At 70.6% G+C, this 26,971-nt stretch carries 23 protein-coding genes; 7 read left to right on the top strand and 16 right to left on the bottom strand.

Features of this window, described 5'->3' with window-relative positions:
- Positions 1-16: 16 nt before the first annotated feature.
- The 5 genes from AB0J64_RS14505 to AB0J64_RS14485 are packed head-to-tail and all read right to left on the bottom strand — an operon-like array spanning position 17 to position 7,192.
- Positions 17-2,029 carry an alpha-amylase family glycosyl hydrolase gene (locus AB0J64_RS14505; protein WP_364025957.1) on the bottom strand — a complete coding sequence of 671 codons (2,013 nt, stop codon included), beginning with the start codon at positions 2,027-2,029 and terminating at the stop codon, positions 17-19.
- A complete protein-coding gene (locus tag AB0J64_RS14500; RefSeq protein WP_344985374.1) occupies positions 2,026-2,361 on the bottom strand; it encodes an STAS domain-containing protein in 336 nt (111 codons plus the stop codon). The genes AB0J64_RS14505 and AB0J64_RS14500 overlap by 4 nt, the downstream gene beginning before the upstream one ends.
- Positions 2,362-2,368: 7 nt before the next feature.
- A complete protein-coding gene (locus tag AB0J64_RS14495; RefSeq protein ID WP_364025954.1) occupies positions 2,369-4,765 on the bottom strand; it encodes an AGE family epimerase/isomerase in 2,397 nt (798 codons plus the stop codon).
- 10 nt (positions 4,766-4,775) lie between these two features.
- Positions 4,776-6,365, bottom strand: coding sequence for a thiamine pyrophosphate-binding protein (locus tag AB0J64_RS14490; protein WP_364025951.1), 1,590 nt, complete (start codon positions 6,363-6,365; stop codon positions 4,776-4,778).
- Positions 6,366-6,367: 2 nt separating this feature from the next.
- On the bottom strand, positions 6,368-7,192 hold the full coding sequence (locus tag AB0J64_RS14485) for a type 1 glutamine amidotransferase domain-containing protein (RefSeq protein ID WP_364025948.1): 825 nt from the start codon (positions 7,190-7,192) through the stop codon (positions 6,368-6,370).
- Positions 7,193-7,345: 153 nt separating this feature from the next.
- On the opposite strand from AB0J64_RS14485, the gene AB0J64_RS14480 reads away from it, so the two are divergent.
- A complete protein-coding gene (locus AB0J64_RS14480) occupies positions 7,346-8,974 on the top strand; it encodes an FAD-dependent oxidoreductase (protein ID WP_364025945.1) in 1,629 nt (542 codons plus the stop codon).
- A 5-nt stretch (positions 8,975-8,979) separates the two neighbouring features.
- Here the strand turns inward: AB0J64_RS14480 and AB0J64_RS14475 are convergent, their stop codons facing one another.
- From AB0J64_RS14475 to AB0J64_RS14445, 7 genes are all read right to left on the bottom strand, one after another.
- Entirely contained in the window at positions 8,980-10,392 is a 1,413-nt protein-coding gene (locus AB0J64_RS14475; RefSeq protein ID WP_364025942.1) for an ATP-binding protein, read from the bottom strand.
- A complete protein-coding gene (locus AB0J64_RS14470) occupies positions 10,371-11,399 on the bottom strand; it encodes a transposase (RefSeq protein WP_364025939.1) in 1,029 nt (342 codons plus the stop codon). The genes AB0J64_RS14475 and AB0J64_RS14470 overlap by 22 nt, the downstream gene beginning before the upstream one ends.
- Before the next feature lie 145 nt (positions 11,400-11,544).
- Positions 11,545-13,125, bottom strand: coding sequence for a GMC family oxidoreductase N-terminal domain-containing protein (locus AB0J64_RS14465; protein ID WP_364025936.1), 1,581 nt, complete (start codon positions 13,123-13,125; stop codon positions 11,545-11,547).
- An 11-nt stretch (positions 13,126-13,136) separates the two neighbouring features.
- On the bottom strand, positions 13,137-14,654 hold the full coding sequence (locus AB0J64_RS14460) for a GMC family oxidoreductase N-terminal domain-containing protein (protein WP_364025933.1): 1,518 nt from the start codon (positions 14,652-14,654) through the stop codon (positions 13,137-13,139).
- Positions 14,654-15,346, bottom strand: coding sequence for an EthD domain-containing protein (locus AB0J64_RS14455; protein ID WP_364025930.1), 693 nt, complete (start codon positions 15,344-15,346; stop codon positions 14,654-14,656). Before AB0J64_RS14455 ends, AB0J64_RS14460 begins: the two co-directional genes overlap by 1 nt.
- 119 nt (positions 15,347-15,465) lie before the next feature.
- Positions 15,466-17,085: an FAD-binding protein gene (locus AB0J64_RS14450; protein WP_364025928.1), complete on the bottom strand. Its 1,620-nt coding sequence runs from the start codon at positions 17,083-17,085 to the stop codon at positions 15,466-15,468.
- 177 nt (positions 17,086-17,262) lie between these two features.
- Positions 17,263-17,859 (bottom strand): TetR/AcrR family transcriptional regulator, encoded by a 597-nt coding sequence (locus tag AB0J64_RS14445; protein WP_364025925.1) that lies wholly within the window; start codon positions 17,857-17,859, stop codon positions 17,263-17,265.
- An 83-nt stretch (positions 17,860-17,942) separates the two neighbouring features.
- On the opposite strand from AB0J64_RS14445, the gene AB0J64_RS14440 reads away from it, so the two are divergent.
- On the top strand, positions 17,943-18,779 hold the full coding sequence (locus AB0J64_RS14440; protein ID WP_364025922.1) for an NAD(P)H-binding protein: 837 nt from the start codon (positions 17,943-17,945) through the stop codon (positions 18,777-18,779).
- Positions 18,780-19,091: 312 nt separating this feature from the next.
- Here the strand turns inward: AB0J64_RS14440 and nadA are convergent, their stop codons facing one another.
- On the bottom strand, positions 19,092-20,249 hold the full coding sequence (nadA, locus tag AB0J64_RS14435) for a quinolinate synthase NadA (RefSeq protein ID WP_364025919.1): 1,158 nt from the start codon (positions 20,247-20,249) through the stop codon (positions 19,092-19,094).
- Between the two features lie 157 nt (positions 20,250-20,406).
- Between nadA and erpA the strand changes: the two genes are divergently transcribed.
- Together erpA and AB0J64_RS14425 are read left to right on the top strand one after the other, a co-directional pair.
- Positions 20,407-20,760: an iron-sulfur cluster insertion protein ErpA gene (gene erpA, locus AB0J64_RS14430; RefSeq protein WP_043638338.1), complete on the top strand. Its 354-nt coding sequence runs from the start codon at positions 20,407-20,409 to the stop codon at positions 20,758-20,760.
- 97 nt (positions 20,761-20,857) lie between these two features.
- Positions 20,858-21,844, top strand: coding sequence for a carbohydrate kinase family protein (locus tag AB0J64_RS14425; RefSeq protein ID WP_364025916.1), 987 nt, complete (start codon positions 20,858-20,860; stop codon positions 21,842-21,844).
- 96 nt (positions 21,845-21,940) lie between these two features.
- Here the strand turns inward: AB0J64_RS14425 and AB0J64_RS14420 are convergent, their stop codons facing one another.
- From AB0J64_RS14420 to AB0J64_RS14410, 3 genes are all read right to left on the bottom strand, one after another.
- Positions 21,941-22,375, bottom strand: a complete 435-nt coding sequence (locus AB0J64_RS14420; protein WP_364025913.1) for a CBS domain-containing protein — start codon at positions 22,373-22,375, stop codon at positions 21,941-21,943.
- A gap of 65 nt (positions 22,376-22,440) precedes the next feature.
- Entirely contained in the window at positions 22,441-22,686 is a 246-nt protein-coding gene (locus AB0J64_RS14415; RefSeq protein ID WP_344985357.1) for a sulfurtransferase TusA family protein, read from the bottom strand.
- Positions 22,683-23,816, bottom strand: a complete 1,134-nt coding sequence (locus AB0J64_RS14410; RefSeq protein WP_364025908.1) for a cysteine desulfurase family protein — start codon at positions 23,814-23,816, stop codon at positions 22,683-22,685. The genes AB0J64_RS14415 and AB0J64_RS14410 overlap by 4 nt, the downstream gene beginning before the upstream one ends.
- Positions 23,817-24,135: 319 nt before the next feature.
- On the opposite strand from AB0J64_RS14410, the gene AB0J64_RS14405 reads away from it, so the two are divergent.
- The 3 genes from AB0J64_RS14405 to AB0J64_RS14395 are packed head-to-tail and all read left to right on the top strand — an operon-like array spanning position 24,136 to position 26,869.
- Positions 24,136-24,798 (top strand): cytochrome c oxidase subunit II, encoded by a 663-nt coding sequence (locus tag AB0J64_RS14405; protein ID WP_364025905.1) that lies wholly within the window; start codon positions 24,136-24,138, stop codon positions 24,796-24,798.
- Entirely contained in the window at positions 24,795-26,456 is a 1,662-nt protein-coding gene (gene ctaD, locus AB0J64_RS14400) for a cytochrome c oxidase subunit I (protein WP_364025902.1), read from the top strand. The genes AB0J64_RS14405 and ctaD overlap by 4 nt, the downstream gene beginning before the upstream one ends.
- Positions 26,456-26,869 carry a cytochrome c oxidase subunit 4 gene (locus tag AB0J64_RS14395; protein ID WP_344985352.1) on the top strand — a complete coding sequence of 138 codons (414 nt, stop codon included), beginning with the start codon at positions 26,456-26,458 and terminating at the stop codon, positions 26,867-26,869. Before ctaD ends, AB0J64_RS14395 begins: the two co-directional genes overlap by 1 nt.
- The last annotated feature ends 102 nt before the right edge of the window (positions 26,870-26,971 follow it).

Below are 26,971 nucleotides of genomic sequence, written 5' to 3'. Positions count from 1 at the left end.
ACTCGCTTTCCCTTCGCTAGTGCGTGACCAAGATCGCGACGCTTCTGGGTCCGATGGACAGCTGTGACTGGTTGGCCAGCGGCGGCTCGGAGCCCGGCTCGAAGGCGTCCATCGGCGGGGCGGCGGCGGTGTCGGCGAACAGGTGCCAGGTCTGCCCGCGCGGCGCGGCCGGCAGCTCGAGCGTGTGCGACTCCCAGTGGGAGTTGGCGGCGACGTACAGGCAGGTGCTCCCTTCATCGAACAGCGCGGCCAGCACCCGCGAGTGCGCCGCCCAGTCCGGTGACCAGGCACGCACGCCGTGCCAGTGGACCGAGCCGGGAGAGCCGCCCCGCAGCACCGGGTGCGCCCGCCGGAAGGCGATGGCGCGCCGCGTGAAGCGGAACAGGTCGGCGTTCTCCTCCCGCAACCCCCAGTCGAGCCACGTGAGCGGCCCGTCGTGGCAGTAGGCGTTGTTGTTGCCGAGCTGCGTGCGGCCGATCTCGTCGCCGGCGAGCAGCATCGGCACGCCCCGGCTGGCCAGCAGGAGCAGCAGCGCGTTGCGCTGCTGCCGGGCGCGGAGCGCCAGCACCGCCGGGTCGTCCGTCTCACCCTCGTGCCCGCAGTTCCAGGAGTTGTTGGCGTCGTCGCCGTCCCCGTTGCCCTCGCCGTTGGCCTCGTTGTGCTTGTGGTCGTACGAGACCAGGTCCCGCAGCGTGAACCCGTCGTGTGAGGTGACGAAGTTGACCGTGGCCGCGGCTCCCCTGCGGCTGTACATGTCGGGCGAGCCGACCATGCGGGTGGCCAGCTCCCCGGTGACGCCGAGGTCGCCCTTGACGTACCTGCGCACCGTGTCGCGGTAGCGGCCGTTCCACTCCGACCAGCGGCTGTAGTGGGGGAAGCTGCCCACCTGGTAGAGCCCGGCGGCGTCCCACGCCTCCGCGATCAGCTTGCGGTCGCGCAGGATCGGGTCGTACGCGAGCGACTCCAGCAGCGGCGGGTTGTGCAGCAGCTCGCCGTCGGCCCCCCGCCCGAGTATCGCCGCCAGGTCGAACCTGAAGCCGTCGACGTGGCACTCGGCGGCCCAGTAACGCAGGCAGTCCAGCACGAACCCGCGCACCACCGGATGGTTGCAGTTGAGCGTGTTGCCCGTGCCGCTGAAGTTGTAGTAGTGGCCGTCGCCGGTCAGCATGTAGTAGGTGGCGTTGTCCAGCCCCTTGAAGCTGATCGTCGGCCCGCGCTCGTCGCCCTCCGCGGTGTGGTTGAACACCACGTCGAGCAGCACCTCGATGCCCGCCCGGTGCAGCTCCTTGACCAGGTGCTTGAACTCGTCGACCTGCATGTGGTCCCGGCCGGTGGCCGCGTAGGACGCCTTGGGGGCGAAGAACCCGATGGGGCTGTAGCCCCAGTAGTTGACGCCTGTGAACACGTTGTCGGTCTCGTCGAACTCGAACACCGGCATCAGCTCGACGCAGTTGACCCCCAACTCCCGCAGGTACGGGATCTTCTCCACGAGTCCCGCGTACGTGCCGGGCGCCGAGACGCCGGAGGAGGGGTGCCTGGTGAAACCGCGCACGTGCAGCTCGTAGATCACCAGGTCCTCGTGCGGCAGGCGCGGCGGGCGGTCGTCCTCCCAGTCGAAGTCGTCCAGCGTCACCCGCGACCTGTGCCGATAGGGGCCGTGACCGGTCAGCATCCTGGCGTACGGGTCGCTGAGCACGGTGTCCGGATCGAAGCGGTGGCCCTGCCACGGCCGGCGGGGGCCGTCCACGCGATAGCCGTACTCGAGGCGCTCGACGTCGAGGCCGAACACGGTCATCGCGTAGACGCTGCCCACCCGGAACGACTCCGGGAAGGGCAGCTCGGCCACCGGCTCGGGCTCGCCCTCCCGGTAGAGCACCAGCGTCACCGAGGTGGCGTGGTTGGAGTAGACCGAGAAGTTGACGCCCCCGGGCACCCGCGTGGCGCCGAACGGCAGCGACCGCCCAGCGCGCACGGGGTATCCGGCGATCCGCTGCGTGGGGTAAGCGTCGATCGGCTCCAGGATGGTCATACAGTCAACGCCTCCACGCCTTCCTCGACGGACTCCACCACGGTGAAGAATCCGAGGAACCCGGTCGCGTCCATGATCGCGCGCACGTCGGGGGACAGCCCCGTCAGCGCCAGGCGTACCGTGCTGTGCTGGGCCTGCCGGTAGATCAGCAGGAGCACCCGCAGGCCCGCGCTCGACATGTAGAGCGTCCGGGACAGGTCCAGCACGACCAGACCCTCCTCGGGGAAGAGCGCCTGCAGGTCCTGCTGGACCCGGGGCGCGGTCTCGCTGTCGAGCTGGCCGTCCATGCTGATGACGGTGACCCCGCCGCGCAGCTCTCTTTGCAGTCGCATGGTCATGTCACTCCTCCACGGGCGCGAGGTGGGCGCGCACCGTCACCGGCCCGGCGGAGTCGGGCAGCTTCACCGTCATCGCCGCGGCGTCGAAGAGCTGGTACGGCGAGCCGTCCACCTCCACCCACTCCAGCCGGACCCGGCCTGGCGGCAGCGCGTCGGGCGCGACCCGCAGGACCCGGTCGGTGAACCCGTCGGGCCGCGGCCGGAACCACAGCGTCAACGGTTCCTTGTCGAGCAGCAGCCGCTGGTAGACGGTCGCCAGGAAGCAGAGCTCGGCCGCGTGGCACATGCTCATGGAGTGGCTGCCCTTGAACCGCTCGGTGCCGAGCAGGTACGGGTGGCCGTCGGCGAGCACGTTGAAGTAGATGCCGCCCTCGTCGTGGTCGAGGAAGAAGGCGCTGTAGAAGGCGGCCGACTCCCGCGCCCTGCGCACGAACTCCTCCTCGCCGCCCAGCCCCGCCAGGATCTGGTAGGCGAGGATCGCCTGCTCCTGCTGCCACCAGGCCTTCCTGTCGTGCCAGACGAACCGGTGCACGTGCTGGCCGGGGGCGAGCCTGCGCTCGACCACGTCGTACCAGCCGCCGCGCTGCGGGTCGCTGCCGAGGCCCGGCATCTTCTCGCCGATCTCGGTCGCCAGCGCCCGGTAGCGGTCCTTGGGCCGGATCGACATCATCCGCATGAGGTTCCAGGCGATCTTGAGGTTGTGCCCGACGACCGCCCTGTCCTGCTGCCAGTGCCAGGTGGTGTCCGGCGTCCAGTCCGCGTGGAAGCGCTCCTGCACGTACGGGCTGTCCTTCCTCGGCATGTGCTTGACGATGAGGTCGAACGTCTCCTCCAGCATGTCGGCGTGCCGCTCGTCGCCGGTGGCCAGGAGCAGGTTGATGAGGTAGGCGGGGGCGTGGTCGCCGACGGAGTTCCAGTTCTTCCTCGACCGGTTCGGGCCCAGCGACTCGTGGTGCGGGCTGAGCAGGATCGGGTCGATGTGCGAGAAGTAGCCGCCCCGCTCGGGGTCGTGGAAGAACTTGCGGAACAGCCGCAGCGTGCCGTCGATGTCGGCGGCGATGCGCGGGTCCCCGGTGAGCCGGTAGAGCTGGGTGGGGCCGGCCAGGGCGTAGATCTGCTCGTACATCGGGATCGCGTCGTAGTCGTCGCCGAACTCGGAGGTGAACAGCTTGCGCTCGACCCCGTCGCGCACGTCGATGCCGTGGTACCAGTACACGACGTCCTCGTCGCGGTCCACGAAGCGCATGTGCTCGCGCAGGTAGGCGGCGCCCTGCTCGGCCACCTCCAGGAAGTCCTCCTCGCCCGTGAGCATGTAGGCCGAGGACATCCCGTAGACCATCCGGGAGATCGTGTCGGTCTCCTGCACGTCCTGGCCGGCCTTCTCGCCGCCCAGCCGCAGCATGGTCCGGTACGCCGAGTAGTCGATCGGGCCGTCGGCCCCGAACTGCGCCTTGCGGTAGAAGCGGCCCAGCTCGCGGATCTGCTTCACCCACCAGTCGGGCTGCTCGAAGGCGTACTGGCCCGGCTGCCTGCCCAGGAAGGTCAGCGCCTTGGCCTCGATCGTGTAGGAGCCGTTCTCGTAGTAGAAGATCCCCTTGACGAACACGTAGGTGCCCGGCGTGAGCAGCTGATCCAGGTGCGCCGAGGCGTCGAGGTACGGCTCCGAGAGGTTGCGCACGAACTCGGCGGAGGTGGTGCCGGTCAGGCGCACCCGCACCGCCCGCCCGTCGTTGGTGCGCAGGCTGATCTCGCCGTGCTCGAAGGCGGTGACATAGCCGGCCACCAGGTCGGAGAAGGTGAAGTCGGGCCGGTAGACCGTCTCGGAGCTCCGGTCGGCGGCCACCAGGTCGATGATCATGCGGGCGAAGGCGGCGCAGTGCTCGGCCGTCCGGCCGGTCACCAGGTCGCGGTCCACCACGACGTCCTGGTCGGTGTAGAGCGCGCCCATGTTGCGCACGTCGCCGATCAGGTTGTTGTGGCACGTCACGCGGCGGCCCTTGACCGCCTCGGCGATGGGCGCCGCCAGCCAGAGGCCGTGGCAGATGATGCCCTTGACGATCCGGTGGTCGTCGAAGGCCTCCTTCAGCAGTCGTACGGCGGGGGCGAGCTCGTTGACGTCCTCGGTGTAGCGCAGCCGGTCCGACACCATGCCGGACGGCACGATCAGCACGTCGATCCGGCTCAGGTCGGCGCTCTCCAGGTCGCCGCTCACTGTGAACGGCTCCTTGAACTCGTGGCCGTGGAAGGTCAGCGAGTCCTGTCCCCACAGCCGCGTGAGGAACTCGACCCGCGCCCCCTCCTCGGTGAAACGCCGCTGGTAGTAGTGGAGCTCCTGCTCGACGAAGTCGCTCTCCATGAGGATCGCGACGGTGCGCCCGGCCAATCGCTTCTCACGCACGGTGTACCTCTCAGGTGGTAATCAGATCGACGAGGAACGGGCCCGGCGCCGCCAGCATCCGCTGGACCGCCGCCTCCACCTGGGCGGGCTTGCTCACCTTGACGGCGGGGACACCCAGGCTCGCGGCCAGCCTCACGAAGTCGATCTGGGGGTGGGACAGGTCGAAGCCCTCGGGGTGGGGGTGCGCGGCGATGCCGCGCTCGCGCCAGTACTGTTCGAGGTTGTCGTCGAGCAGCTGGTAACGGCGGTTATCGCAGATCACGAAGCGGGCGGCGACGCCGTACCTGACGGCGGTCCACAGGGCCTGGATGGTGTACATGCTGCCGCCGTCGCCGGTGAAGGCCACCACCTCGGCCTCGGGCCGGGCCAGCTTGATCCCGATCGCGCCGGGGATGCCGACGCCGAGCGAGCCGCCCCTGGTCTGGAAGTAGGTGCCGGGCCTGCGCGGCGGCAGCCGCCTGAGCAGCGCGGGGGAGGCGGTCAGCGCCTCGTCGAAGATCACCAGCCCGTCGCCCGTCCGGGCGGCCAGCTCGCCGGCGAACAGGTCCGTCATGGTCTCGCCGTACGCCTCGGCCGGCTCGCGGGCGGGCACGGGACGGGCGGGGCCGAGCAGCGCGGCCAGCGCCGCGAGGGTCGGCTTGGGATCGGCGACGAGCGCGACGTCGGCCGGCAGGTTCTTGGCGATCTCGTAGTCGTCCAGGTCGATGTGGACGATCTTCGTCCCTTCGGCGAAGGGGCTGGTCAGCAGCGGGAACACCTCGGGGAAGAGGTACGTCCCGACGACGAGCGCGGCGTCGGCCCCGGCCAGCGCGGCGGCGCTGTGCTCGCCGAACATGTGCCCGAGGTCCCCCCGGTGGAGCGGGTGGGTGGTGTCGATGGTCAGCTCCGAGGAGTTCACCGTCCACACCGGGGCGCCGAGCGCCTCGGCCACCCTGGCCAGCTCCTCCTGCGCGCCGGACACCGAGACCCCGTCGCCGGCCAGCACCACGGGCCGCCGGGCGGCGCGCAGCACGGCCGCGGCCCGCTCCAGCTCCTCCGGCACGGGCACCGTCGCCCGGCTGGGGACCGTGCTGGCCACGGCGGGCTCGTCGGTGTCCTCGTCGAGCACGTCCATCGGCAGCGCCACGAAGACCGGCCCGCGCGGCGGCGTCATCGCGATCTTGACCGCCCGCCGCAGCACCCTCAGCACCGAGCCCGGGTGGGTCACCCTGGTCGCGTACTTGGTCACCGGCCGGGCCATCGCCACCAGGTCCACCGCCATCTGGCCGTCCATGGCCTCGTACCGCATGCCCGCCTCGCCGGCGATCACCACCAGCGGCGAGTGGCCGCGCTTGGCCTGGTAGAGCAGGCCGACACCGTTGCCGAGGCCGACCCCGCTGTGCAGCTGGACCAGCGCGGGCCCGCCGGTGGCGCGGGCGTAGCCGTCGGCGATGCCGAGCACCGCCGACTCCTGCAGCCCCAGCACGTACCGGAAGCCCGGTGTGTCCTCCAGCACGTCGAGAAACCCCTGCTCGACGGTCCCCGGGTTGCCGAACATCACCGAGATGCCGTCGGCCGCGAACTGCTCGAAGATCGCCTTCTTGGCGGGACGGGTCGCCATGGTCACCAGCCGTAACGACGCAGGCCGGACTCGAGCACCTCGACCAGCTTCTCGCCGGACAGGTACGAGTCGGGGGTCGAGCGGCCCGTCACGAACGGGTGGTCCACGATCACCGACGTCTCCTTGCCCACGTTGCCGTGGTAGCGGCCGTCGGGCGCGGTGGCGTCGCGCAGGATGTACTCCAGCGGGTACGGCGGCGGCCCCATGTTGAAGTCGACCCCCAGGAAGCCGGTGCCGTCCTTGTAGTCGTACTCCTTGCAGTGGCCCGTCACGTGCTTGCCGCGCAGGATGCTCGCCCGGTCCTCCCAGTCGCGGGCGAAGGCCAGGCAGGCGACGCCGTAGCACTCGGCGAGCACCGGCTTGTCCGCCCGCACGAAGGCGAGGATCAGGTCGTGCACCCGGCCGTTGTTGGCCAGGTCCACGATCGGGCCGCTGCCGCCCACGAGCACCAGGGCGTCGTACTCCTCGACGTCCCGGTCCAGCCGGCCGAGCTCCCGGTAGTAGGCCTCGACCTTCCGGAGGTATCCGTCCTCGCTGTTGTAGGGGCGTTCGGGGATCCAGTCGGCCAGGCTGACCGGGGCGTCCAGCCGGTCCGACTCGTCCAGCTGCCGGGCGGCCACGGCCACCTCCGGCGTGGTCACGGAGCGGCCCAGCGGCGGATCCACGTACCCGGGGTCGAGACTGGGCGGCAGTGCCCGCGCCCGCTTGCCGGTGGGGGTGGCGAACACGCTCCGGTAGCCCTGCCGGTCGAAGGCGGCCAGCGGGCCGACGAGTTCCTCTCCCCAATATCCGTACTCGGAGAGAACAATAAGAATGGTGCGCGTCATGCGTGGATTCAAACAACGAGTGGTTTTCCAGGACAAGCCCGGCCCGCCTATTCCGTCAAGTCCGTGAAATTCGCCCGCACTTCGTCAGGTGCCTGGGGCGGCCGCGCGGAAAATGGCGAAAGAATGGCCGCAGCCGATTGTTGGAGGGTCGTGATGCCCGAGCAGCGCCGGCCGGTCCTGCTGGCCGTGGACGACGACGACCACGTTCTCCGCGCGGTGCGGCGCGATCTGTCCCGTGCCTACCAGCAGCGTTACCGGGTCGTGGCGACGAGGTCGCCGGTGGAGGCCACGCAGATCCTCGACCGGCTGCGCGGACGTCGTGAGGAGGCCGCGCTGATCCTCTCCGACCAGCGCATGCCCGAGATGACCGGGATCGAGTTCCTGGCGGAGGCCGGCCGGCGCTTCCCCGCCGCGCGCCGCGTCCTGCTGACGGCCTACGCCGACACGAGCGTCGCCATCTCGGCGATCAACAAGGTGCGGCTGGACCACTATCTCGTCAAGCCGTGGGAGCCGCCGGAGGAGCGGCTCTACCCCGTGCTCGACGACCTGCTCTCGGACTGGGAGTCCGCCCATGAGGCCCCCTACCAGGGCATCCGCCTGGTCGGCCACCGGTACGCGCCCGCCACGCACCGGCTGCGCGACCTGCTCACCCGCTACCGGCTGCCGTTCAGGTTCGAGGAGGCGGAGCCGGGCGACCCGGGGGCGCCCGAGGTGGTGCTGCCCGACGGGCGCCGGCTGGCCCGCCCCGGGCACGGCGAGGTGGTGGCGGCACTCGGCCTGGCGACGGAGCTCAGCCACCCCCACTACGACCTGGCGATCGTCGGCGGCGGCCCGACCGGGCTGGCCGCGTCGGTCTACGCCTCGTCGGAGGGGATGACGACGCTGCTCATCGAGGCGTACGTCCCGGGCGGCCAGGCCGGCACCTCCAGCCGGATCGAGAACTACCTCGGCTTCCCGTCCGGCATCTCCGGCGTCGACCTGACCAGCCGCGCCATGGCGCAGGCCCGCAGGTTCGGCGTGGACGTGCTCGCCCCGGTCGAGGCCGAACGGCTGAGCAGGGCCGGCCGGGCGTGCGTGCTGAACCTGTCCGACGGCAAGGAGATCACCGCCGCCACCGTGCTGCTGTCGCCCGGCCTGTCGTACCGCAATCTCGACGCCGAGGACGCGGCCCGCTTCGAGGGGGCCGGCATCTACTACGGCGCGGCCCTGTCGGAGACCGAGTCATGCGTGGGACGGCACGTGTGGATCGTGGGCGGCGCCAACTCCGCCGGGCAGGCGGTGCTGCACTTCTCCCGGCACGCCCGCCACGTCACCATGGTGGTGCGCGCGGGCAGCCTGGCCAGCGGCATGTCCGCGTACCTGGTGGACGAGATCGCCGCGAGGAGCAACATCACGGTCATGACGAACACCTGCGTGGTCGCCGCCGGCGGCGCGGACCGGCTGGAGCACATCACGCTGCGCGACACCCGTAGCGGCGAGCTGACCACGCGGGAGGCCGAGCACGTCTTCGTGTTCATCGGCGCCCGCCCGCGCACCGAGTGGCTGGACCACCTCGTGCGCAGGGACCCCCACGGCTTCCTGCTGACCGGCCCCGACCTCGGCCCGGTGGCCGGGCTGACCGGCTGGGACCTGCCCCGGTCGCCGCTGCTGCTGGAGACGAGCGTGCCCGGCGTGTTCGCGGCCGGCGACGTGCGCGCCAACTCGGTCAAGCGGCTGGCCTCGGGCGTCGGCGAGGGTGCCATGGCGGTGTCGATGATCCACCGCTACCACTCGGAGAGCTGATCCCCTTACTCGGAGCCCGGGGCGAGCGGCAGCCGCACCACGAACCGGGTGTCGCCCGGCCGCGAGTCGACCTCCATCGTGCCGCCGTGCCGCTGCGCCACGATGTCCATGCTCACGTGCAGCCCGAGACCCGTCCCCTTGCCCAGGTCCTTGGTGGTGAAGAACGGCTGGAACACCATCGGCAGCGCCTCGGCGGGGATGCCGTGACCGGTGTCGCGGAACTCCACCACGGCGTGGTCGCCCTCCCGCCTGGTGCTGATGGTCAGCTCGCCCTCGCCGCCCATGGCGTCCACGGCGTTGTCGATGAGGTTGGTCCAGACCTGGTTCAGCTCGCTGGGGAAGGCCTGGAGGTCGGGGACGCCGCCGTACTCCCTGCGTACGCGGATGTTGCGCAGCTTGGGCGCCATGAGGGCGAGCGTGGCCTCCAGCCCCTCGCGCAGGTCGGCGTCCCGCTGGGGCGCGCGGTCCAGGTTCGTGTAGGCCGAGGTGCGCCGTACCAGCTCCACCACCCGCTCGGACGCCTCGGCCGCGTCACCCGCGAGCGTCCGGGTGCGCAGCACCGGCACCAGGTACGCCAGCGCCGGGGCGAGGACGTCCGGCCGGAGACCGGCGGCCAGCTCGTCGAGCGCGGCCCGGTCCACGCCGTGCTCGGCGAGGTCGTCGGCCAGCTCGGCGGCCCAGTCGGCAGTGGGGTCGAGGCCGTGCTCGCGCAGCCAGTCGGAGACCTCGTCGGCCGCCTCCGCCTCGGCCAGCGGGTCCAGCGCGGCCCCGGTGGCCAGCCTGTCCTGGAACCGCGCGACGAGCCGCACTTCGGCCTCCTCGCCCGCGCGCCCCCACTCGACCGCGGCGGCGGCCAGGCGGGGCGCGAGGCCGCGCAGCTCCCGCGCGGCCCGCAGCGCGGCCGCCGCCGGGTTGTTCAGCTCGTGGGCCAGGCCCGCCGCCAGCATGCCCAGCCCTTCGAGCATGCGGCTGCGCCCCGCCTGGCGCTCCATGGCGTTGATGCGCCCGGCCAGCACCGGCAGCAGCACCCGGCAGACCTGCGGGCAGCGCTCCAGCAGGTCGAAGAACGCGTTCTTGCCGTAGGCCACCACCCGCGCCGGCCCCACGGCCAGCGCGGTGGCGAGGTACTCGTCGCTGGTGAGCAGCGGCAGCTCGCCGATGAACTGGTGCTCCAGCACGTCGCCGAGGTGCCGGGCGAGCACCTGCTCCCGCCCGCCGACCAGCTTCGAGACCACGATCTCGCCGTCCAGCAGGACGTAGAAGGCGTCGGCCGGCGCGCCCTCGACGAACAGCGGCTCCCCGTCGCCGAGCTCCCTGACCGTCCCGGCGCACGCCAGCCAGTCGAGCTGCTCGCTCGACAGCCCGGCGAACAGCTCGATCCCGGCGAGCCTGTCGGTCAGCCATGCGGGCGCAGGCACCGTTCCTCCGCCTCCCGTCCGTCCACGCCGCGAAGCAGCCGGTACGCGTGGGCCACCGACACCAGCGTGACGTGGTGGTGCCAGCCCTGGAACGAGCGGCCCTCGAAGTGCTGCAGGCCGGAGTCGGCGGCGACCGACGCGAGCACGGACGCCGCCCTGTTGCGCAGCCCGACCAGCCCCGCCAGGTCGGGCACCCGGTTGCGGCCCAGGTCGGTCAGCCACATCGCCCGCGCCCCCGAGCGCGGGTACCAGCGGTGGCCCGGTCCCGGCGGCCGCGCGCCCGCCGGCCCCTGGACCACCTGCAGCCGGGGCCTGAGCGGCTCCAGCACCGGGCGCGCGGGCAGGCCGGCCCCGCCGGCCGGCAGCGTGCCGGGGGAGACGCGGACGAGGTAGGGGAGCCCGCGCTCGGCGAGTCCGGCGAGGAGGAGCTCCACCCCGGGCATCGACCTGCCGTCCGCCACGATCGGCGCCGGGGGCAGCCCCCAGTCGATCACCATCTCGTCGATGGCCTGCAGCAGGTGGCGCCAGTGCGGCTGGCAGCGCTCGTGGGCCGGCACGCGGGCCCGGCTGCGCAGGCCGTCGTCGTCGTCCCACGAGCGGGGCAGCAGCAGCCGCCAGTTGACCGGGCAGCCGCCGTCCTCTCCCACCATCACGACCGACAGGCCGAGCTGGCAGTTGAGCAGGCGGCCCGCGGAGTTGACGAACTGCCGCGCCACGCCCACCGACTTGGACCCGTTCTTCGGGAAGACGACCTCCTCCAGCACCCACGCCTTCGGGCGGATCGCCCCGGCGAGCAGCTGGGCCAGGCGCTGCCGTACGGGCGCCCAGTCCCAGGGGCTCTGGTTGATGAACTGCTGGAGGCACTGGTCGACGGGCCGCCCCACGACCTGGGTGGAGATCCGGCGGATCGACTTGCGGCCGGGTACGGAGACCAGGCCCTGGACGTAGACCTCGCCCCATCGCCGCTGATCAGAACGGAGAAACGACGCGAACAGGTCCTCACACAAAGGAGAGAGCCAAATCTGTCGCGTATCCAAATCCGAGTAGATGGCCATACGACCAACCCCTATAAATCGAACGTCCCCCTTTCCTGGAATTATTGAAATGTTCTGGGCCGGCTGACAGGACGAAGTTGTGCTGGCACTCTCGCTTCTACTTATGGGCACGGACAAGGTCGGCCGCGCGCTCGCCGATCATCACCACCGTGGCGTGCGGGTGCGCGTTGACCAGCGAGGGCATGACGGAGGCGTCGGCCACGCGCAGCCCCTCCACGCCGCGCACCCGCAGCCGGGGGTCGACCACGGCCGAGGCGTCGGTGCCCATCCGGCAGGAGCCGGCGAAGTGGTAGTACGAGCCGGTGTTGGCCTTCACCCAGGCGCGCAGCTCGTCGCGGGTGGTCACGTCCGGCCCTGGGGCGACCTCGGACAGCCCCCACCTGCCGGTGAACGCCTTGGTGCGGTAGATGTCCCTGGCGATCTCCACGGCGGTGACCGTGCGCTCCAGGTCGACCGGGTCGCCGAAGTAGTTGGCGTTGATCCGCGGGTAGGCGGTGGGGTCGGTGCCCGCCAGCCGTACCCATCCCCGCGAGACCGGCCCCACCAGGCCGGTCAGGCTGAGGACCACGTGCGGGTCCACCAGCTCCCGCACCGGCGCGACCGGCTGGCCCGTCTGCACGCGGCGGATGACGTTGGCGAAGAACTTCTCGCCGAACGGCGCGCGGTGCACGAGCGCGACCTCCAGGTCGGGGACGGGCAGCCCGTCCTGCGACCCGCAGAAGAGCGCGACCTCGGTCACGTTGCCGCGCGGGTCGTCGCCCGGCTCGGCCAGGTAGCCGATCGGCCCGATGACCAGCGGGTGGTCGTGGAAGTTGGCCCCGACCCCGGGCAGGTCGGCCACGACCGGGATGCCGAGCCCGGCCAGGTCGTCGGCCGGGCCCAGGCCCGACAGCAGCAGCAGCTTGGGCGACTGGATGGCGCCCGCGCAGACCACCACCTCGGCCTCGGCCCGCGCCGTGTGCGTGCGGCCCTCGCGCAGGTACTCCACACCGACGCAGCGGGTCCCCTCGAACAGCAGCCGTGCTGCCGGGGCCGCGGTCAGCACGGTGAGGTTGGGCCGGTCGAGCGCGGGATCGAGGTAGGACTCGCGGGCGCCCCTGCGACGGCCGTCCTTGATGTTCACGTGGTGCCAGCCCGCGCCGAACAGGCCCGCGTTGAAGTCGTCCAGGCGCGGATGGCCGAGCTCGACGCAGGCCTCGATGAACGTCTCCGACACCGGGTTGCCCGTCTCGGCCGCGTCGGCCACGGTCATCGGGCCGTCCTTGCCGGCCAGCGGATTGTGCCCGTCGCGCTGGTCCTCCAGGCGCTGCAGCCAGGGCAGCACGTCGTCGAAGGACCAGCCGGGACACCCGTGGTAGGCCCAGTCGTCGTAGTCCTGGGGGCGGCCCCTGGTGTGCATCATGTGGTAGATGTTCGAGGTGCCGCCCAGGCCGCGGCCGGCGGCCGAGTAGACGCGGTTGCCGTCCAGGCCGGGCTGGGGCTCGCTCATGTACGCCCAGTCCAGGTCGGTCAGCAGCACCTCGTTCCACCGCCACGGCGTGGTGACCGCGTCGGTGACCTGTGCGTCGCCCGCCTCCAGGAGCAGGACGGAGGCGTCGGGGTCCTCGCTGAGCCGGGCGGCCACCACCGATCCGGCCGCGCCGGCGCCGATGACGATGTACCTGTAGCTGTCTGGCACGGTCGGCTCCTTCATGTGAGCAGGTCGGCCGCGCGCTCCCCGATCATGACGGTGGCGGCGGCGGTGTTGCCCGTGGTGATGGACGGCATGATCGAGGCGTCGGCGACGCGCAGCCGCTCGATCCCGTGCACGCGCAGCGCCGGGTCGACCACGGCCAGCGGGTCACGCCCCATGCGGCAGGTGCCCACCGGATGCCACACGGTGGTCGCGGTGGCGCGGACGTAGGCGGCCAGGTCGCTCCCGTGGCCGGGCGCGCTCTCGCGGTCGTGCAAGGAGCACATGGCGCTGGTGTGCGCCAGTTCCCTGGACAGCTCGATCCCGCGCACGAGCGCCACCAGGTCGGCCGGGTCCTCCAGGTAGCGGGGGTCGACCAGGGGCGCGTCGGCGGGGTCCGCCGACCGCAGGGCGAGCCTGCCCCTGCTGCGCGGCCGCGCGAGCACGGGGGCGAAGGTGAAGGCGGGCCCGTCGACGCGGTACTCGTCGGCCACGAACTGCACGGGGCCGAACAGCAGCTGCAGGTCGGGGTCGTCCGGCGGGAACAGCCCCGCCTCCGCCAGCAGCTCGGGCAGCGGCAGGGCGGAGCGCGCGGCGTAGGCCACGCCGAGGATGAGGTGGTCGTGCAGGTTGGCGCCGACGCCCGGCAGGTCGGCGGCGACCGCGAGCCCGTGCTCGCGCAGGGACTCGGCCGGGCCGATCCCGGAGAGCATCAGCAGCTTGGGCGTGGCCAGCGCGCCGCAGGAGACGATCACCTCGGCGCTCGCCCCGGCGCGGTGGACGGCGCCGTCCCGCAGGTACTCCACGCCCGTGGCCGTCGTGCCGTCCAGCAGCACGCGGGTCGCCGTGGCGCCGGTCTCGACGGTGAGGCGGGGATGGCCGCGCAGCGGGTCGAGGTAGGCGAACGCCGTGCTCGAGCGCTGGTTGTCCTTCGTCCTGAAGGACTGGTAGGCGAAGGCGCCCTCCTGCGCGGCGCCGTTGTAGTCCCAGTCCTCGCCACCGGGGAAGCCCAGGTCGGCGGCGGCCCGGAGGAAGGCACGCGACACCTCCGACATCGCGGACAGGCGGGCCACCTTCATGGGCCCGTCCGCCCCGTGGTACGGCCCGGCGCCGTCCTCGTAGTCCTCGGCCCGTTTGAAGCAGGGCAGCACCTCGTCGTACGACCAGCCCTCGTTGCCCTGGGCGGCCCAGCCGTCGTAGTCGCGGCGGTTGCCCCGGACGTACAGCATGGCGTTGACCGAACTGCCGCCGCCCAGCACCTTGCCCTGGGGCAGCGGGATCGTCCGCCAGCCGAGCCCGGCCTGCGGGACCGTGACGTACGGCCACGTTACGGCCGGGTCCTGCCACAGCGAGGCCATGCCGGGTATGCCCGTCTGGCGGATGGCGGGCAGGCCGGCGTCGCCGCCGGACTCCAGCAGGAGCACGCGTGCCTCGGTCCGCTCGACGAGCCTGGCGGCGACGACCGCTCCGGCCGCGCCGGCGCCCACGACGACGTAGTCGTATCCCTGATCCCTTTGCTCATCACGGCCGGACATCAGCGGCTCTCCGGCCCGATGACCCAGTGCTCGGTGACGGCCAGCCGGTGCACGTACCTCGGCTCGGCCAGCGTCTCCAGGTCGGCCATGACCTTGGCGTACTCGGGCGAGGCGAGCGCCGCCTCCATGGCGTCCCTGTCGTCGAACCACAGGAGGTGGGCGGCGTCGAGCACCGTCTCGCCGATGGCGTACGCGCCGTCCCTGACGTGGCATTGGAGGTATCGCCGCAGCCCCGGCACCTGCGCGACCAGCTCGGCGTGCGGGCCGAGGCCCGCGCTCCTGAAGTCGGCCAGCGGCAGCCCTTCCCGCCGCTTGACCAGCACGATCAGCTTCACGCCCGACGGCGGGGCGAGCTCGGGCCCCGGCACCGGCTCGTGCGCGTCGGTGTCGAGCACGACCGTGCGCCAGAACGCCGCCCAGCGTGGCTCGTCGACCCGCGCGCCCTCCAGGAACTCGGGCGTCTGCAGCGACTCGAGCTGCTCCCGCTCGTCGCGCAGCCAGATCTCCGCGACGCCGCTCCACAGCGGCTCGCCCTCGTCGGGCGACAACGGGATCCGGGTGTCGATCAGGTACTTCCTGATCTGCGGGATCTTGCTCGCGTACCGGACGGCGTGCACGTTCAGCCAGTACTGCTGGAACTCCTCCTCCGTCATCCCGGGCTTGGGCGCGGCGAAGATGAGTTGATGGATCACGGTGTTCTCCTCCGTCACTCGGTGTGTTCGACGCTAGGAGCGCGGATCCGCGCCGGGAAGCGGGCGCGGCGGCGCCGCGCTGACAAAGTCAAGTACGGCGCGGACTTGGCCAGGTGCCGCTACGGCAGCGAGACCGACTGCGCGTGCCGGAAGACGTCGCGGGGGTCGTAGGCCGCCTTGACCTGCTGGAGCTTGGCGTAGTTGCCCTTGTAGTAGAGCGTCTGCCAGGGCACGCCCGAGCGGTTGAACGCGGGGTCGGTGATGTCGGGGTCGGGGTTGTTGATGTAGCAGCCGTCGGCCTGGTCGCCGGGCACCGGGTAGCCGCCGGTGGCCGCCCATACCGAGCCGTACAGGTCGCGCAGCCAGCCGATGTTGGCGGCGTCGGCGGCCGGATCCTGCCACTGGGTCTCGAACAGCGTCCAGAACGCGGCGTCGCGGTGCGCCAGCGCGGTCCGCGTGGCCGGGACGGCGTTGATCGCGCCGCCGCTGAACCCGGCCAGCGTCACCGCGGCCGCCGGGTTGGCGAAGTCCGTACGGGTGAGCGCGTCGTACATCTTGCCCGCCTGCTCGGCCGTGTACGAGCGCCGCAGGTAGGCCGACTTGGAGGAGCCGCGCAGCGTCGGGTTGATGAACGAGGGGATGCTGGCGGCGATCAGCTTGACCGCGCGCAGCCAGGGCAGCCGCTGCGCCGGCTGGGCCGCCACCACGGCGTCGGCGCCGAGCCCGGCGGTCAGGGCCCCGAGGTAGTCGGCGAGGATCCGCGCCGCGTCCGGGGCGGTGGCGTCGACCTGGGTCAGCAGGAAGACGTTCCCGCTCGAGCGGTGCGACAGCGACGCGACGCCGGACAGGATCCTCGCGGGGGAGTCGGGCGCGGCGTGGCCCTCGTACCAGGCGCCCCAGTTCGTCACCAGGGTGGCGAACTTCGTGCGGTCCAGCATGCTCCACGGGATGCCGACGGCGCTGAGCAGCACGTCCTTGGGCGGGTTGACGAGCAGGCGGCTCGGGTTGGCACCGCTCGTGCCCGGCGTACGGAACCAGAAGCGGGTGACGATGCCGACGTTGCCGCCCCCGCCGCCGGCGCACGCCCACCACAGGTCGCGGTTGGGATCGGCCGGCTCGCGCGAGGCCGTCACGGCGCGGGCGGTCCCCGAACGGTCCACGACCACGACCTCGACCGCCGCCAGGTGGTCGATCACGGCCCCGAACTGCCGGGACAGGAAGCCGTACCCGCCGCCGGTGGCGTGGCCGCCGATGCCGACCGTGGGGCACATCCCGCCGGGGATGGTCACGCCCCACTTCTTGAACAGCGTGTCGTAGACGCCCGACAGCCGGGCGCCGCCCTCGACCGCGAACGCGCCCCGCTGCTGGTCGAAGTAGACCGCGTCCAGCCCGGACAGGTCGATGACGACGTCCACGTCGGAGTTGAACACGAACGGGGCCAGGCAGTGGCCGCCGGACACCACCGAGATCCGCTTGCCCGCGTCGACCGCCTCCTGCACCGCGGCGACGACCTGGGCGGTCGAGCTGACCACGCGCACGTAATCGGGCGCGCCGACCCAGCGCTGGTTGTAGCCCACGGTCAGCTCCTGGTAGCGGGGGTCGCCCGGGTACACGGTGACCGGGCCGGTGACCGGCCCACCGGCTGACGCGGCGGCTGGGGCGGAGGACGCGGAGAGCGTCACGGCGCCCGCCGCCAGCGCGGCGCCGCCCAGTAATCCCCGCCTCGACGGACCATTCATGATCGTTCCTTCCCGGAGGGTGCCACGTGGGGTCCCTCCGTGCGGTTCCGAGGATGATCGTCAGGACCTCCTCATGGTGTCCCGACCTCCCGCGGATGCCGCGAAAAAGGATCGGAGTCCGTTACCTCCGGCCGCCTGCCTCACGAAGAGCGCGGCGGACATCACGAAGTACGGCTGTCAGGGGGCAGGGGGCAGGGAGTCGAGCCAGTCGAGCAGACGGGCGCCCTGCCGGGTCATGATGCCGGGGTCGCGGAGCGCGTTGGCCAGCAACGACATCCCCTGGTAGGCGCTGACCAGCGTCAGGGCGAGCCCCTCGGGGTCGGGCTGCCCGAGCTCGCGGAACTGGCGTTCGGCCCAGTCGATCAGCAGCCGGATGACCCTGCCCGCCTCCACGTCCAGCCCGCCGTCGTCGCGTTTGTCCAACTCGGCGGCGAGCGTGCCGGTCGGACAGCCGTACCGTGCGGCGACGTCCCGTTGGCTGACCCACGACTCCACCAGGCTCTTGAGCCGTTCCCTCGGGTCGGCGAGGGCCTCCAGGCGGCCGGTGAGGATCTCGAGCTGCCGGGCGTGCTCGGCCAGCGCGGCCGCGACCAGCTCGTCCTTGGTCTTGAAGTAGTAGTACACGTTGCCGACGGGGACGTCCGCGGCGCGCGCGATGTCGGCGATGGTGGTGCGCTCCGCCCCCTGCCGGTGCACGACCTGGGCGGCGGCGGCCATCAGCCGCTGCCGCTTGGCGGCCGCCGTCTTCACCCGGGAACGCGTTGAGTCAGTCACCTGACTAACTATAGGCGCCGGAGTCGTGCTACGGTCTCTTCCAAGTGAGTCAGCCGACTAACTAACTCAAGGGAGAAACCATCATGATCGTTGTCACGGGAGCCACGGGGAACGTCGGCCGGACGCTGGTCCGGTCGCTGGCCGAGGCGGGCGAGGAGGTCACGGCCGTGTCGCGCCGCATCACCGGCGCGGATGTGCCCGAGGGCGTACGCGCCGTCAGTGCGGACCTGTCCGACCCCGGTAGCCTGCGCCCGGTGCTGGAGGGCGCCGACGCGGTGTTCCTCCTCACAGGTGGCGACCTGTTCGCCACGGACCCCAAGGAGATCGTCGCCGCGGTGAGCGGGCCGGACAGGGTCGTTCTGCTCTCGTCGCAGGGCGTCGTGACCCGCCCGGAGAGCGCGTCCCACGGCCGGTTCGGAGCGGAGGTGGAGCGCGCGCTCATGAACTCGGGGGCGCGATGGACGATCCTGCGGCCGGGCGGATTCGCCTCCAACACCTTCGCGTGGGCCGAGTCGGTCCGCGCCCGGCGCACGGTCGCCGCGCCGTTCGGCGACGTGGGGCTGCCGCTCATCGACCCCGACGACATCGCCGAGGTCGCGGCCGCGGTGCTGCGCCGGCCGGGCCACGACGGCCGGACCTACGAGCTGACCGGGCCCGAGCTGGTGACCCCGCGCCAGGGCGCGGCCGCCATCGGAGAGGCGATCGGGGAGGAGGTCACGTTCGTGGAGCAGAGCCGCGAGGAGGCGCGGGCGCGGATGCTGGCGTTCATGCCGGAGCCTGTCGCGGACACCACTCTGGCCATCCTGGGGGAGCCGACCCCGGCGGAGCAGCGGATCAGCCCGGACGTCGAGCGCGTGCTCGGCCGGCCTGCCCACCCCTTCGCCGCCTGGGCCAGGCGCAACGCCGCAGCCTTCCGCTGAGCACCCGTCGACGCACCCCAACGGCGGGGCTGCAACGGCGCCGCGCTGCCTTCGCGCTGGGCCGCGACCGCGCGGGGTGCCACTGGGCCAGCTGCCTGGCGCCAGGCGCACTCCCTCGGACGCCGGCCCGGCGCGCTCGCTCCAGTGCGCTCGTTCCGTCGCGCTGGAGCAAGGCGTTCGGCGGTCCGTGGCCTGCGGGCCGGCGAGCGCGTCGAGGACTCCAAGTGGGGGCGTGCCTCACAGGGCGCCGAACGCGTCACCGGACCTTCGCCCCTCGAGACCGGAGGCCGGTTCTCGAGGGGCGCGATCCCGCTAGGGGAGGGCCAGCATGCGGTCCAGGGCGACCTTGGCCCAGTGGGCGGTGTCCTCGTCGACCGTGATCTGGTTGACGACCTCGCCGAGCACCAGCGACTCCAGGGCCCACACCAGGTGCGGCAGGTCGATCCGGTTCATGGTCGAGCAGTAGCACACCGTCCTGTCCAGGAACGAGATGCTCTTGTCGGGGAACATCTGGCCCAGGCGCTTGACCAGGTTGAGCTCCGTGCCGATCGCCCAGCTCGAGCCCGCAGGAGCCGCCTCCAGCGTCTTGATGATGTGCTCGGTCGAGCCCACGTGGTCGGCCTTGAGCACGACCTCGTGGCGGCACTCGGGGTGCACCAGGACGTTCACGCCGGGGATGCGGGCCCGTACGTCGTCGACCGAGTCGGCCGTGAAGCGGCCGTGCACCGAGCAGTGACCGCGCCAGAGGATCATCCTCGCCCGCTCCAGCTGCTCCTGGGTGAGGCCGCCGTTCGGGCGGTGGGGGTTCCAGACGACGCAGTCCTCCAGGGACATGCCCATCTCCAGCACCGCCGTGTTGCGGCCCAGGTGCTGGTCGGGGAGGAACAGCACCTTCTCGCCGCGCGAGAACGCCCAGTCCAGGGCGCGGCGGGCGTTGGAGGAGGTGCAGACCGCGCCGCCGTTCCTGCCGCAGAAGGCCTTGATGTCGGCGCTGGAGTTCATGTACGTGACAGGAATCACCCGGTCGGCCAGGCCGGCGTCCTCCAGGGCGTCCCAGCACTCCTCGACCTGGTCGAACGTGGCCATGTCCGCCATCGAGCACCCGGCCGCCATGTCGGGCAATATCACTTTCTGCGTGTCGGCCGTCAGGATGTCGGCGGACTCGGCCATGAAGTGCACCCCGCAGAAGACGATGAACTCCGCCTCCGGCCGGGCCGCCGCCTGCTGGGCGAGCTTGAACGAGTCGCCCGTCACGTCGGCGAACTGGATGACCTCGTCGCGCTGGTAGTGGTGTCCGAGCACGAACAGTCGCCCGCCGAGCGCCTCCTTCGCCTTGCGGGCCCGTTCCACCAGGTCCGGGTCAGAAGCGGGCGGCAGCTCGCCCGGGCACTCGACCCCCTTCTCGCTGTGCGGATCGGCGCTCTGGCCGAGGACGAAGAGCGGCAGCCCAGTCTGGGTGGCCATGGCCATACCCCCTTATCGTCGAATTGACGATACTCATGATGGCACACGGACGAACCTGCTTATTACGGGGGCGGGTACCACGGGAATGTGTGGCATGGGCCAGGTGTTGGTAGCGTCATTAGTAGGACGTCGGAAACAGACAGCCGGGTTAGGGAGTCAGCAGATGACGGTTGAGAGCAGCGAGACCACGGCGCAGGGCCTGATCCTGACCGACGCGGCCGCGGCCAAGGTCAAGAGCCTGCTGGAGCAGCAGGGCGAGGAAGGTCTGCAGCTGCGGGTCGCCGTGCAGCCGGGTGGTTGCTCCGGCCTGCGCTACCAGCTCTTCTTCGACGACCGTTCGATGGACGGGGACGTGGTGTCGGACTTCGGGGGCGTCAGCGTGGTCACCGACCGCATGAGCGCTCCCTACCTGATGGGGGCCTCCATCGACTTCGTCGACACCATCGAGAAGCAGGGCTTCACCATCGACAACCCCAACGCCACGGGCTCCTGCGCCTGCGGCGACTCGTTCAACTAGGGGTGGCCCGCGCGGTCCCGCTTGCTTCGGGCGAGCGGGACCTTCGCGTATTCTCGTGGGGCTCATTGGCCTGCTGACAACGAGGAAGAAGAATCCCGTGCGCATCGCCGTTACCGGCTCCATCGCGACAGACCACCTGATGACCTTCCCAGGAAGTTTCGGCGATCAGCTGATCGCCGAGCAGCTTGACCGGGTGTCACTGTCGTTCCTGGTCGATGACCTTCAGATCCGGCGCGGCGGGTGCGCCGCGAACATCGCGTTCGGCATGGCCTGCCTGGGCCTGAAGCCCATCCTCGTGGGCGCCGTCGGCAACGACTTCGCCGATTACCGCTCGTGGCTGGAGCGCCACGGCGTCGACTGCGACTCCGTGCACATCTCGGAGACCCAGCACACCGCGCGCTTCCTGTGCACCACCGACCAGCACCACAACCAGATCGCCTCGTTCTACACCGGCGCCATGGCCGAGGCGCGGCTGATCGAGCTGCGGCCCGTCGCCGACCGTCTGGGCGGCCTCGACCTGGTGCTGATCAGCCCCAACGACCCCGACGCGATGCTGCGCCACACCGACGAGTGCCGCCAGCGCGGCATCCCGTTCGCGGCCGACATCTCCCAGCAGCTCGCGCGCATGGAGGACGGGCAGATCCGCCAGCTCGTCGACGGCGCCGCGTACCTGTTCTCCAACGACTACGAGAAGGGGCTCATCGAGCAGAAGACCGGCTGGTCCGACGAGGAGATCCTGGACCGGGTCGGCGTCCGGATCACCACGCTCGGCCCCAAGGGCGCCGTCATCGACCGCAGGGGCGAGCCGTCCATCGCCGTCGCCCCCGCCCCGGAGCGCGGCAAGGCCGACCCCACGGGCGTCGGCGACGCCTTCCGCGCCGGGTTCCTGTCGGGCCTGGCCTGGGGGCTGCCGCTGGAGCGCTGCGGCCAGATCGGCAACCTGACCGCCACCCACGTGCTGGAGCGCGTCGGAGGCCAGGAGTACGAGCTCGGCCAGCAGGTCTTCCTCGAGCGTTTCAGCGCCGCCTACGGCGCCGAGGCCGCGGCGGAGATCGCCGAGCACGTCCGCTGCTACCACCCGTAGTCATGAAGGAGCCGCCCCGCCCGACGTGCGCGGCGGGGCGGCCTCCGTGGTTCCTGTCCCAGATTCTCCGGTACGGACCCGCGTCCCGTGCCGGGCTCAGCCCCTCGCGTACACGTGGTGCATGAACTCGGCGAGCTGGGCGTCGGGCAGGTGCTTGGCCAGGTCGGACTCGCTGATCATGCCGACGATGCGGTCGCCCTCCAGCACCGGGAGCCGCTTGATCTGGTTCTCCTCCATCTTGGTGAGCGCCTCGTCGACGCTCGTGTCCGGGGTGACGAAGACGAGCCCGCCTGCCAGCTCGCCCGCCGTCACCTTCGACGGGTCGTGTCCCGCCGCGATGCACTTGATCACGATGTCGCGGTCGGTGATGATGCCCTTGACGCGCTCGTCCGGCCCGCACACGGGCAGCGATCCCACGTTGCTGTTGCGCATGATCTCCGCCGCCCGGTCGAGCGTCTCGTGCGCCCCGATGCATTCCGCCCCGGGACTCATCAGGTCCCTGGCGGTCTCGTGCGGATGTCCGCTTGTCATGGCTTTCCCCCGAAAGTCGGTGACTTCTCGTACGGGGAGCTCCTACCCACCCACTTCGGGAAAAGTCAGTAATTGCGCCTTACGTGGATCGCCCAGCCGCCCCCGGGCAGCTCGTACGAGCCCACATGCCGGTGCGACTTCAGCCTGCACCACGCCGGCACGTCCGTATAAGCCGCCGGATCGTCGGCCAGCACGGCCACCACGGCGTTGAGCGGGACGTAGTTGATCTGCTCGGCCAGCATGATGATCGGGATCGGGCACTTCTTCCCGAGCGCGTCGATCGTCAGAGCCGGCTGGGTAACCTCGGTCATGCGACTCCTGCGTCCTGGCGGATGCGGCGCACCAGCTCGGGCAGCACGCCGAGAAACCTGTCGACCTCGGCCGCGGACGTGCCCCTGGGCAGCGACACCCGGACATTGCCATGCGTCAGCACGCCCATCGCTTCAAGAACGTGCGATGGACGAAGCGTACTAGCGGTGCACGAACTTCCTGACGAAACGGCGAAACCGGCCTTGTCCAGCTCGGTCAACAGGGCCTCGCCGTCGACGTACAGGCACGAAAAGGTCACGATGTGCGGCGCCCGCTCGATGGGATCGCCGATGACCTCCACGTCCGGGACGATCTTCGGCACCGTCTCCCTGATCCTGGCGACGAGCTCGGACAGCCGCGCCTGCTCCTGCGCCGCGTCCGCGGCCATCGCGCGCAGGGCGGCCGCCGCCGCGATGATGCCGGGCACGTTCTCGAACCCCGGCACCCGGCGCCGCTCCCGCTCGTCCTCCGGCAGGAACGAGCGGAACCGCGTGCCCTTGCGCACCACCAGCACGCCCACCCCGGCGGGGCCGCCCCACTTGTGTGCGCTGGCGGTGAGCACCGACCAGCCGGGCGGTATCGGCATCCGGCCGGCCGTCTGCGCCGCGTCCACCAGCAGCGGAACCCCGTGGGAACGGCAGGCCACGGCCGCCTCGGCCACCGGCTGCACCGTGCCGACCTCGTGGTTGGCCGTCTGCAGGCAGGCCAGCGCGGCGCCGGGACGGGCGACCGCCTCGGCGAACCCGTCGAGATCGACCCGCCCCGTCAGATCCACGCCCACCGTCTCGACCGTGCCGCCGTCGCGTTCGTGCACTCCGCCGGCGTGCAGCACGCTGGAGTGCTCCACCGCGCTGGTGACCAGATGGCGCCCGACCCTCCGCCTGCCGTGTAGGGTGCCGAGCACGCCGAGATGCACGGCCTGCGTGCCCGACGAGGTGAACGACACCTCGTCAGGACGCGCGCCGAGCGCCTCGGCCACCTCCGTGCGGGCCTGCTCGAGCAGCAGATGCGCGCGGCGGGCCTGGCTGTACAGTCTCGCGGGGTCGGCCCAGCCGACGTCGATCGCCGCCAGCAGCGCCTCGCGTGCCTGAGGGTGGAGCGGCTCGCTCGAAGCCGCGTCGAAGTACGCCACGAGACTTATCGTCCCACTTGCGGCGCCATCGAGGGGTCGCGCGGGAGGGCAAGGCACCTGCACGCTAATGTGTCTGCAATCAGCTGTGCATATGGAAATACGAGCGCCCAAGGGAGAGACTCTTGGGCTTCATCTGTGGGGTAGGCGATCCGTGAGTCCGACTCGCCGTACGACGCGGCGTTCGTTGGCCCGGCGCAGGGTGCCAGGCGCCGCCGCTTTGGCGTTGCTGCTGGCCACTGCTACGGCGTGTGCTAATGACGTACCGAAGGCCGACTGGTCTCGCGGCCTTCTGCCTGACCATGTCACCGAGCAGGGCGACGTGGTCCAGAGTCTGTGGAACGGGGCCTGGATCGCCGCACTCGCCACGGGCGCCGTCGTCATCGTGTTGATCGTGTGGGCGGCCATCTTCCACCGCAAGCGCAGGGCCAAGGCCGATCTCCCGCCGCAGGTGCGTTACAACCTGCCGATCGAGATGCTCTACACCTTGATCCCGCTGGTCATGGTGTCGGTGTTCTTCTTCTTCACCGCCCGCGACAGCCAGGCGCTGACCCACGTGGACGGCGACGCGCCCGTCAAGGTCAAGGTCGAGGCCTTCCAGTGGAGCTGGCGCTTCACCACGACCGTCAACGGCAAGACGTCGCAGCCGGTCGCGGGCGTGCCGGTGAATGACTACCACCAGGGGCCCCAGCTGGTCCTCCCGGTGAACACGAAGGTCGAGTTCAATCTGTCGACCGACGACGTCATCCACTCGTTCTGGGTGCCGGAGTTCCTGTTCAAGCGCGACGTCATCCCCGGCATCAAGCCCGACAACCCGGGCAGCAAGTTCCAGATCACGACGCTTGGCCGGACGGGTGTCTTCGCGGGCCGGTGCGCCGAGCTCTGCGGCGTCGACCACAGCCGCATGCTCTTCTCGGTGAAGCTCGTCCCGCAGGCTGAGTTCGACCAGTACATCGCGACACACCAGGCTGGGAGTGCCCAGTGACCGCCATCCAAGAACCTCTCCGCGCGCCGGCAAGGCCCGTCACCAAGGGCCAGGTGATCGCCAAGTGGCTGTCCTCGACTGATCACAAGATCATCGGGCACCTCTATCTGATCACGTCGTTCGTGTTCTTCCTGATCGGCGGCGTCATGGCGCTGGTCATGCGGGCCGAGCTGGCGCAGCCGGGCATGCAGTTCACCAGCAACGAGCAGTTCAACCAGCTGTTCACCATGCACGGCACGATCATGCTGCTGATGTTCGCGACGCCGCTGTTCGCCGGCTTCGCCAACGAGCTGATGCCGCTGCAGATCGGCGCCCCCGACGTGGCGTTCCCGCGCCTCAACATGGTGAGCTACTGGCTCTACCTGTTCGGCAGCATCATCGCCGTGTCGGGCTTCTTCACCCCGGGCGGCGCCGCCTCGTTCGGCTGGTTCGCCTACACGCCGCTGTCCAACGCGATCAACTCGCCGGGCATGGGCAGCGACCTGTGGATCATGGGCCTGGCCCTGTCGGGTCTCGGCACGATCCTCGGCTCGGTCAACTTCATCACCACGATCATCTGCATGCGCGCGCCCGGCATGACCATGTTCCGCATGCCGATCTTCACCTGGAACGTGCTGCTGACCAGCATGCTCGTGCTGATGGCCTTCCCCGTGCTGGCCGCCGCGCTGCTCGTGCTCGAGGCCGACCGCAAGCTCGGCACGCACGTCTTCGCCACCGACAACGGGGGCGCGATGCTATGGCAGCACCTGTTCTGGTTCTTCGGCCATCCAGAGGTCTACATCATCGCGCTGCCGTTCTTCGGCATCGTGACCGAGGTCCTGCCGGTCTTCAGCCGCAAGCCGATCTTCGGTTACATCAGCCTCGTGGCCGCGACGATCTCGATCGCGGGTCTGTCCATCACGGTCTGGGCGCACCACATGTTCCCGACCGGGCAGGTGCTGCTGCCGTTCTTCTCGTTCATGACATTCCTCATCGCGGTGCCGACCGGTGTGAAGTTCTTCAACTGGATCGGCACGATGTGGCGAGGGCACCTGTCGTTCGAGTCGCCGATGCTGTTCTCGGTCGGCTTCCTCATCACGTTCCTCCTGGGCGGGCTGACGGGCGTCATCCTGGCCTCGCCGCCGCTCGACTTCCACATCAGCGACACCTACTTCGTCGTCGCCCACTTCCACTACGTGGTCTTCGGCACCGTCGTGTTCGCCATGTTCGCGGGCTTCTACTTCTGGTGGCCCAAGTTCACCGGCAGGATGCTCAACGACAAGCTCGGCAAGCTGCACTTCTGGCTGCTGTTCATCGGCTTCCACACGACGTTCCTCATCCAGCACTGGCTCGGCATGCTGGGCTTCCCGCGCCGTTACGCCGACTACAGCCCGGCCGACGGCTTCACCGACCTCAACCTGATCTCGTCGGTGGGCGCGTTCATCCTGGGCGCCTCGACGTTGCCGTTCTTCTACAACGTGTGGAAGACCTGGCGCACCGCGCCCAAGGTCACGGTCGACGACCCCTGGGGCTATGGCGGCTCGCTCGAATGGGCGACCTCCTGCCCGCCGCCGCGGCACAACTTCACCTCGCTGCCGCGCATCCGGTCCGAGCGCCCGGCGTTCGACCTGCACTACCCGCACGTGTCGGCCAAGCAGGCGCAGGAGGTCGAGGCCTGATGAGAGTCCAGGGTTGGCTGTTCCTCGCGTGCGGCCTGTTCTTCGCCGGCGTCGACGTCGCCTACTGGTTCTGGACCAAGGCGGCGACGGGCCACGGTGAGCCGGTCGGCACCACGGCCATGGCGATCTCGGTCGGGTTCGCGTTCATGGTCGGCTACTACCTGATGTTCACCGCGCGGCGCATCGGCGCCCAGCCGGAGGACAACAAGCAGGCCGACATCAGCGAGGGCGCGGGCGAGATCGGGTTCTTCAGCCCGAGCAGCTGGTGGCCGCTGTTCCTCTGCCTGGCGGCGGCCTTCGCCTTCGCCGGGTTCGTGGTCGGCTTCTGGATGTTCCTGATCGGGCTCTTCCTGGTCATCATGGCCATGATCGGGTTCGTGTTCCAGTACTACCGGGGTCACTTCTCGCACTGACCTGTTGCCGAAGCGGGCGTTTCCCTTGTGGGGGAACGCCCGCTTTTTGGCGTTCTTTGCCAGTACGCGGATGTGGTTAATCGATCACTGAGGGTAATAAAG

Origin of the sequence: Nonomuraea sp. NPDC049695 (assembly GCF_040674955.1) — a bacterium.
Taxonomy (GTDB): Bacteria; Actinomycetota; Actinomycetes; order Streptosporangiales; family Streptosporangiaceae; genus Nonomuraea; species Nonomuraea helvata.
The sequence above is the reverse complement of the archived record's forward strand: the minus strand, read 5'-3'. Positions and strand labels throughout refer to the sequence as shown.

Excerpts from the sequence above, each read along its gene's own strand:
- AB0J64_RS14500 (WP_344985374.1), bottom strand. The coding sequence starts at position 2,361 with ATGCGACTGCAAAGAGAGCTGCGCGGCGGGGTCACCGTCATCAGCATG.
- AB0J64_RS14450 (WP_364025928.1), bottom strand. The coding sequence starts at position 17,085 with ATGAATGGTCCGTCGAGGCGGGGATTACTGGGCGGCGCCGCGCTGGCG.
- AB0J64_RS14415 (WP_344985357.1), bottom strand. The coding sequence starts at position 22,686 with ATGACCGAGGTTACCCAGCCGGCTCTGACGATCGACGCGCTCGGGAAG.
- AB0J64_RS14485 (WP_364025948.1), bottom strand. The coding sequence starts at position 7,192 with ATGACGCGCACCATTCTTATTGTTCTCTCCGAGTACGGATATTGGGGA.
- AB0J64_RS14460 (WP_364025933.1), bottom strand. The coding sequence starts at position 14,654 with ATGTCCGGCCGTGATGAGCAAAGGGATCAGGGATACGACTACGTCGTC.
- AB0J64_RS14505 (WP_364025957.1), bottom strand. The coding sequence starts at position 2,029 with ATGACCATCCTGGAGCCGATCGACGCTTACCCCACGCAGCGGATCGCC.
- AB0J64_RS14420 (WP_364025913.1), bottom strand. The coding sequence starts at position 22,375 with ATGACAAGCGGACATCCGCACGAGACCGCCAGGGACCTGATGAGTCCC.
- AB0J64_RS14480 (WP_364025945.1), top strand. The coding sequence starts at position 7,346 with ATGCCCGAGCAGCGCCGGCCGGTCCTGCTGGCCGTGGACGACGACGAC.
- erpA (WP_043638338.1), top strand. The coding sequence starts at position 20,407 with ATGACGGTTGAGAGCAGCGAGACCACGGCGCAGGGCCTGATCCTGACC.
- AB0J64_RS14440 (WP_364025922.1), top strand. The coding sequence starts at position 17,943 with ATGATCGTTGTCACGGGAGCCACGGGGAACGTCGGCCGGACGCTGGTC.
- nadA (WP_364025919.1), bottom strand. The coding sequence starts at position 20,249 with ATGGCCATGGCCACCCAGACTGGGCTGCCGCTCTTCGTCCTCGGCCAG.
- AB0J64_RS14395 (WP_344985352.1), top strand. The coding sequence starts at position 26,456 with ATGAGAGTCCAGGGTTGGCTGTTCCTCGCGTGCGGCCTGTTCTTCGCC.
- AB0J64_RS14490 (WP_364025951.1), bottom strand. The coding sequence starts at position 6,365 with ATGGCGACCCGTCCCGCCAAGAAGGCGATCTTCGAGCAGTTCGCGGCC.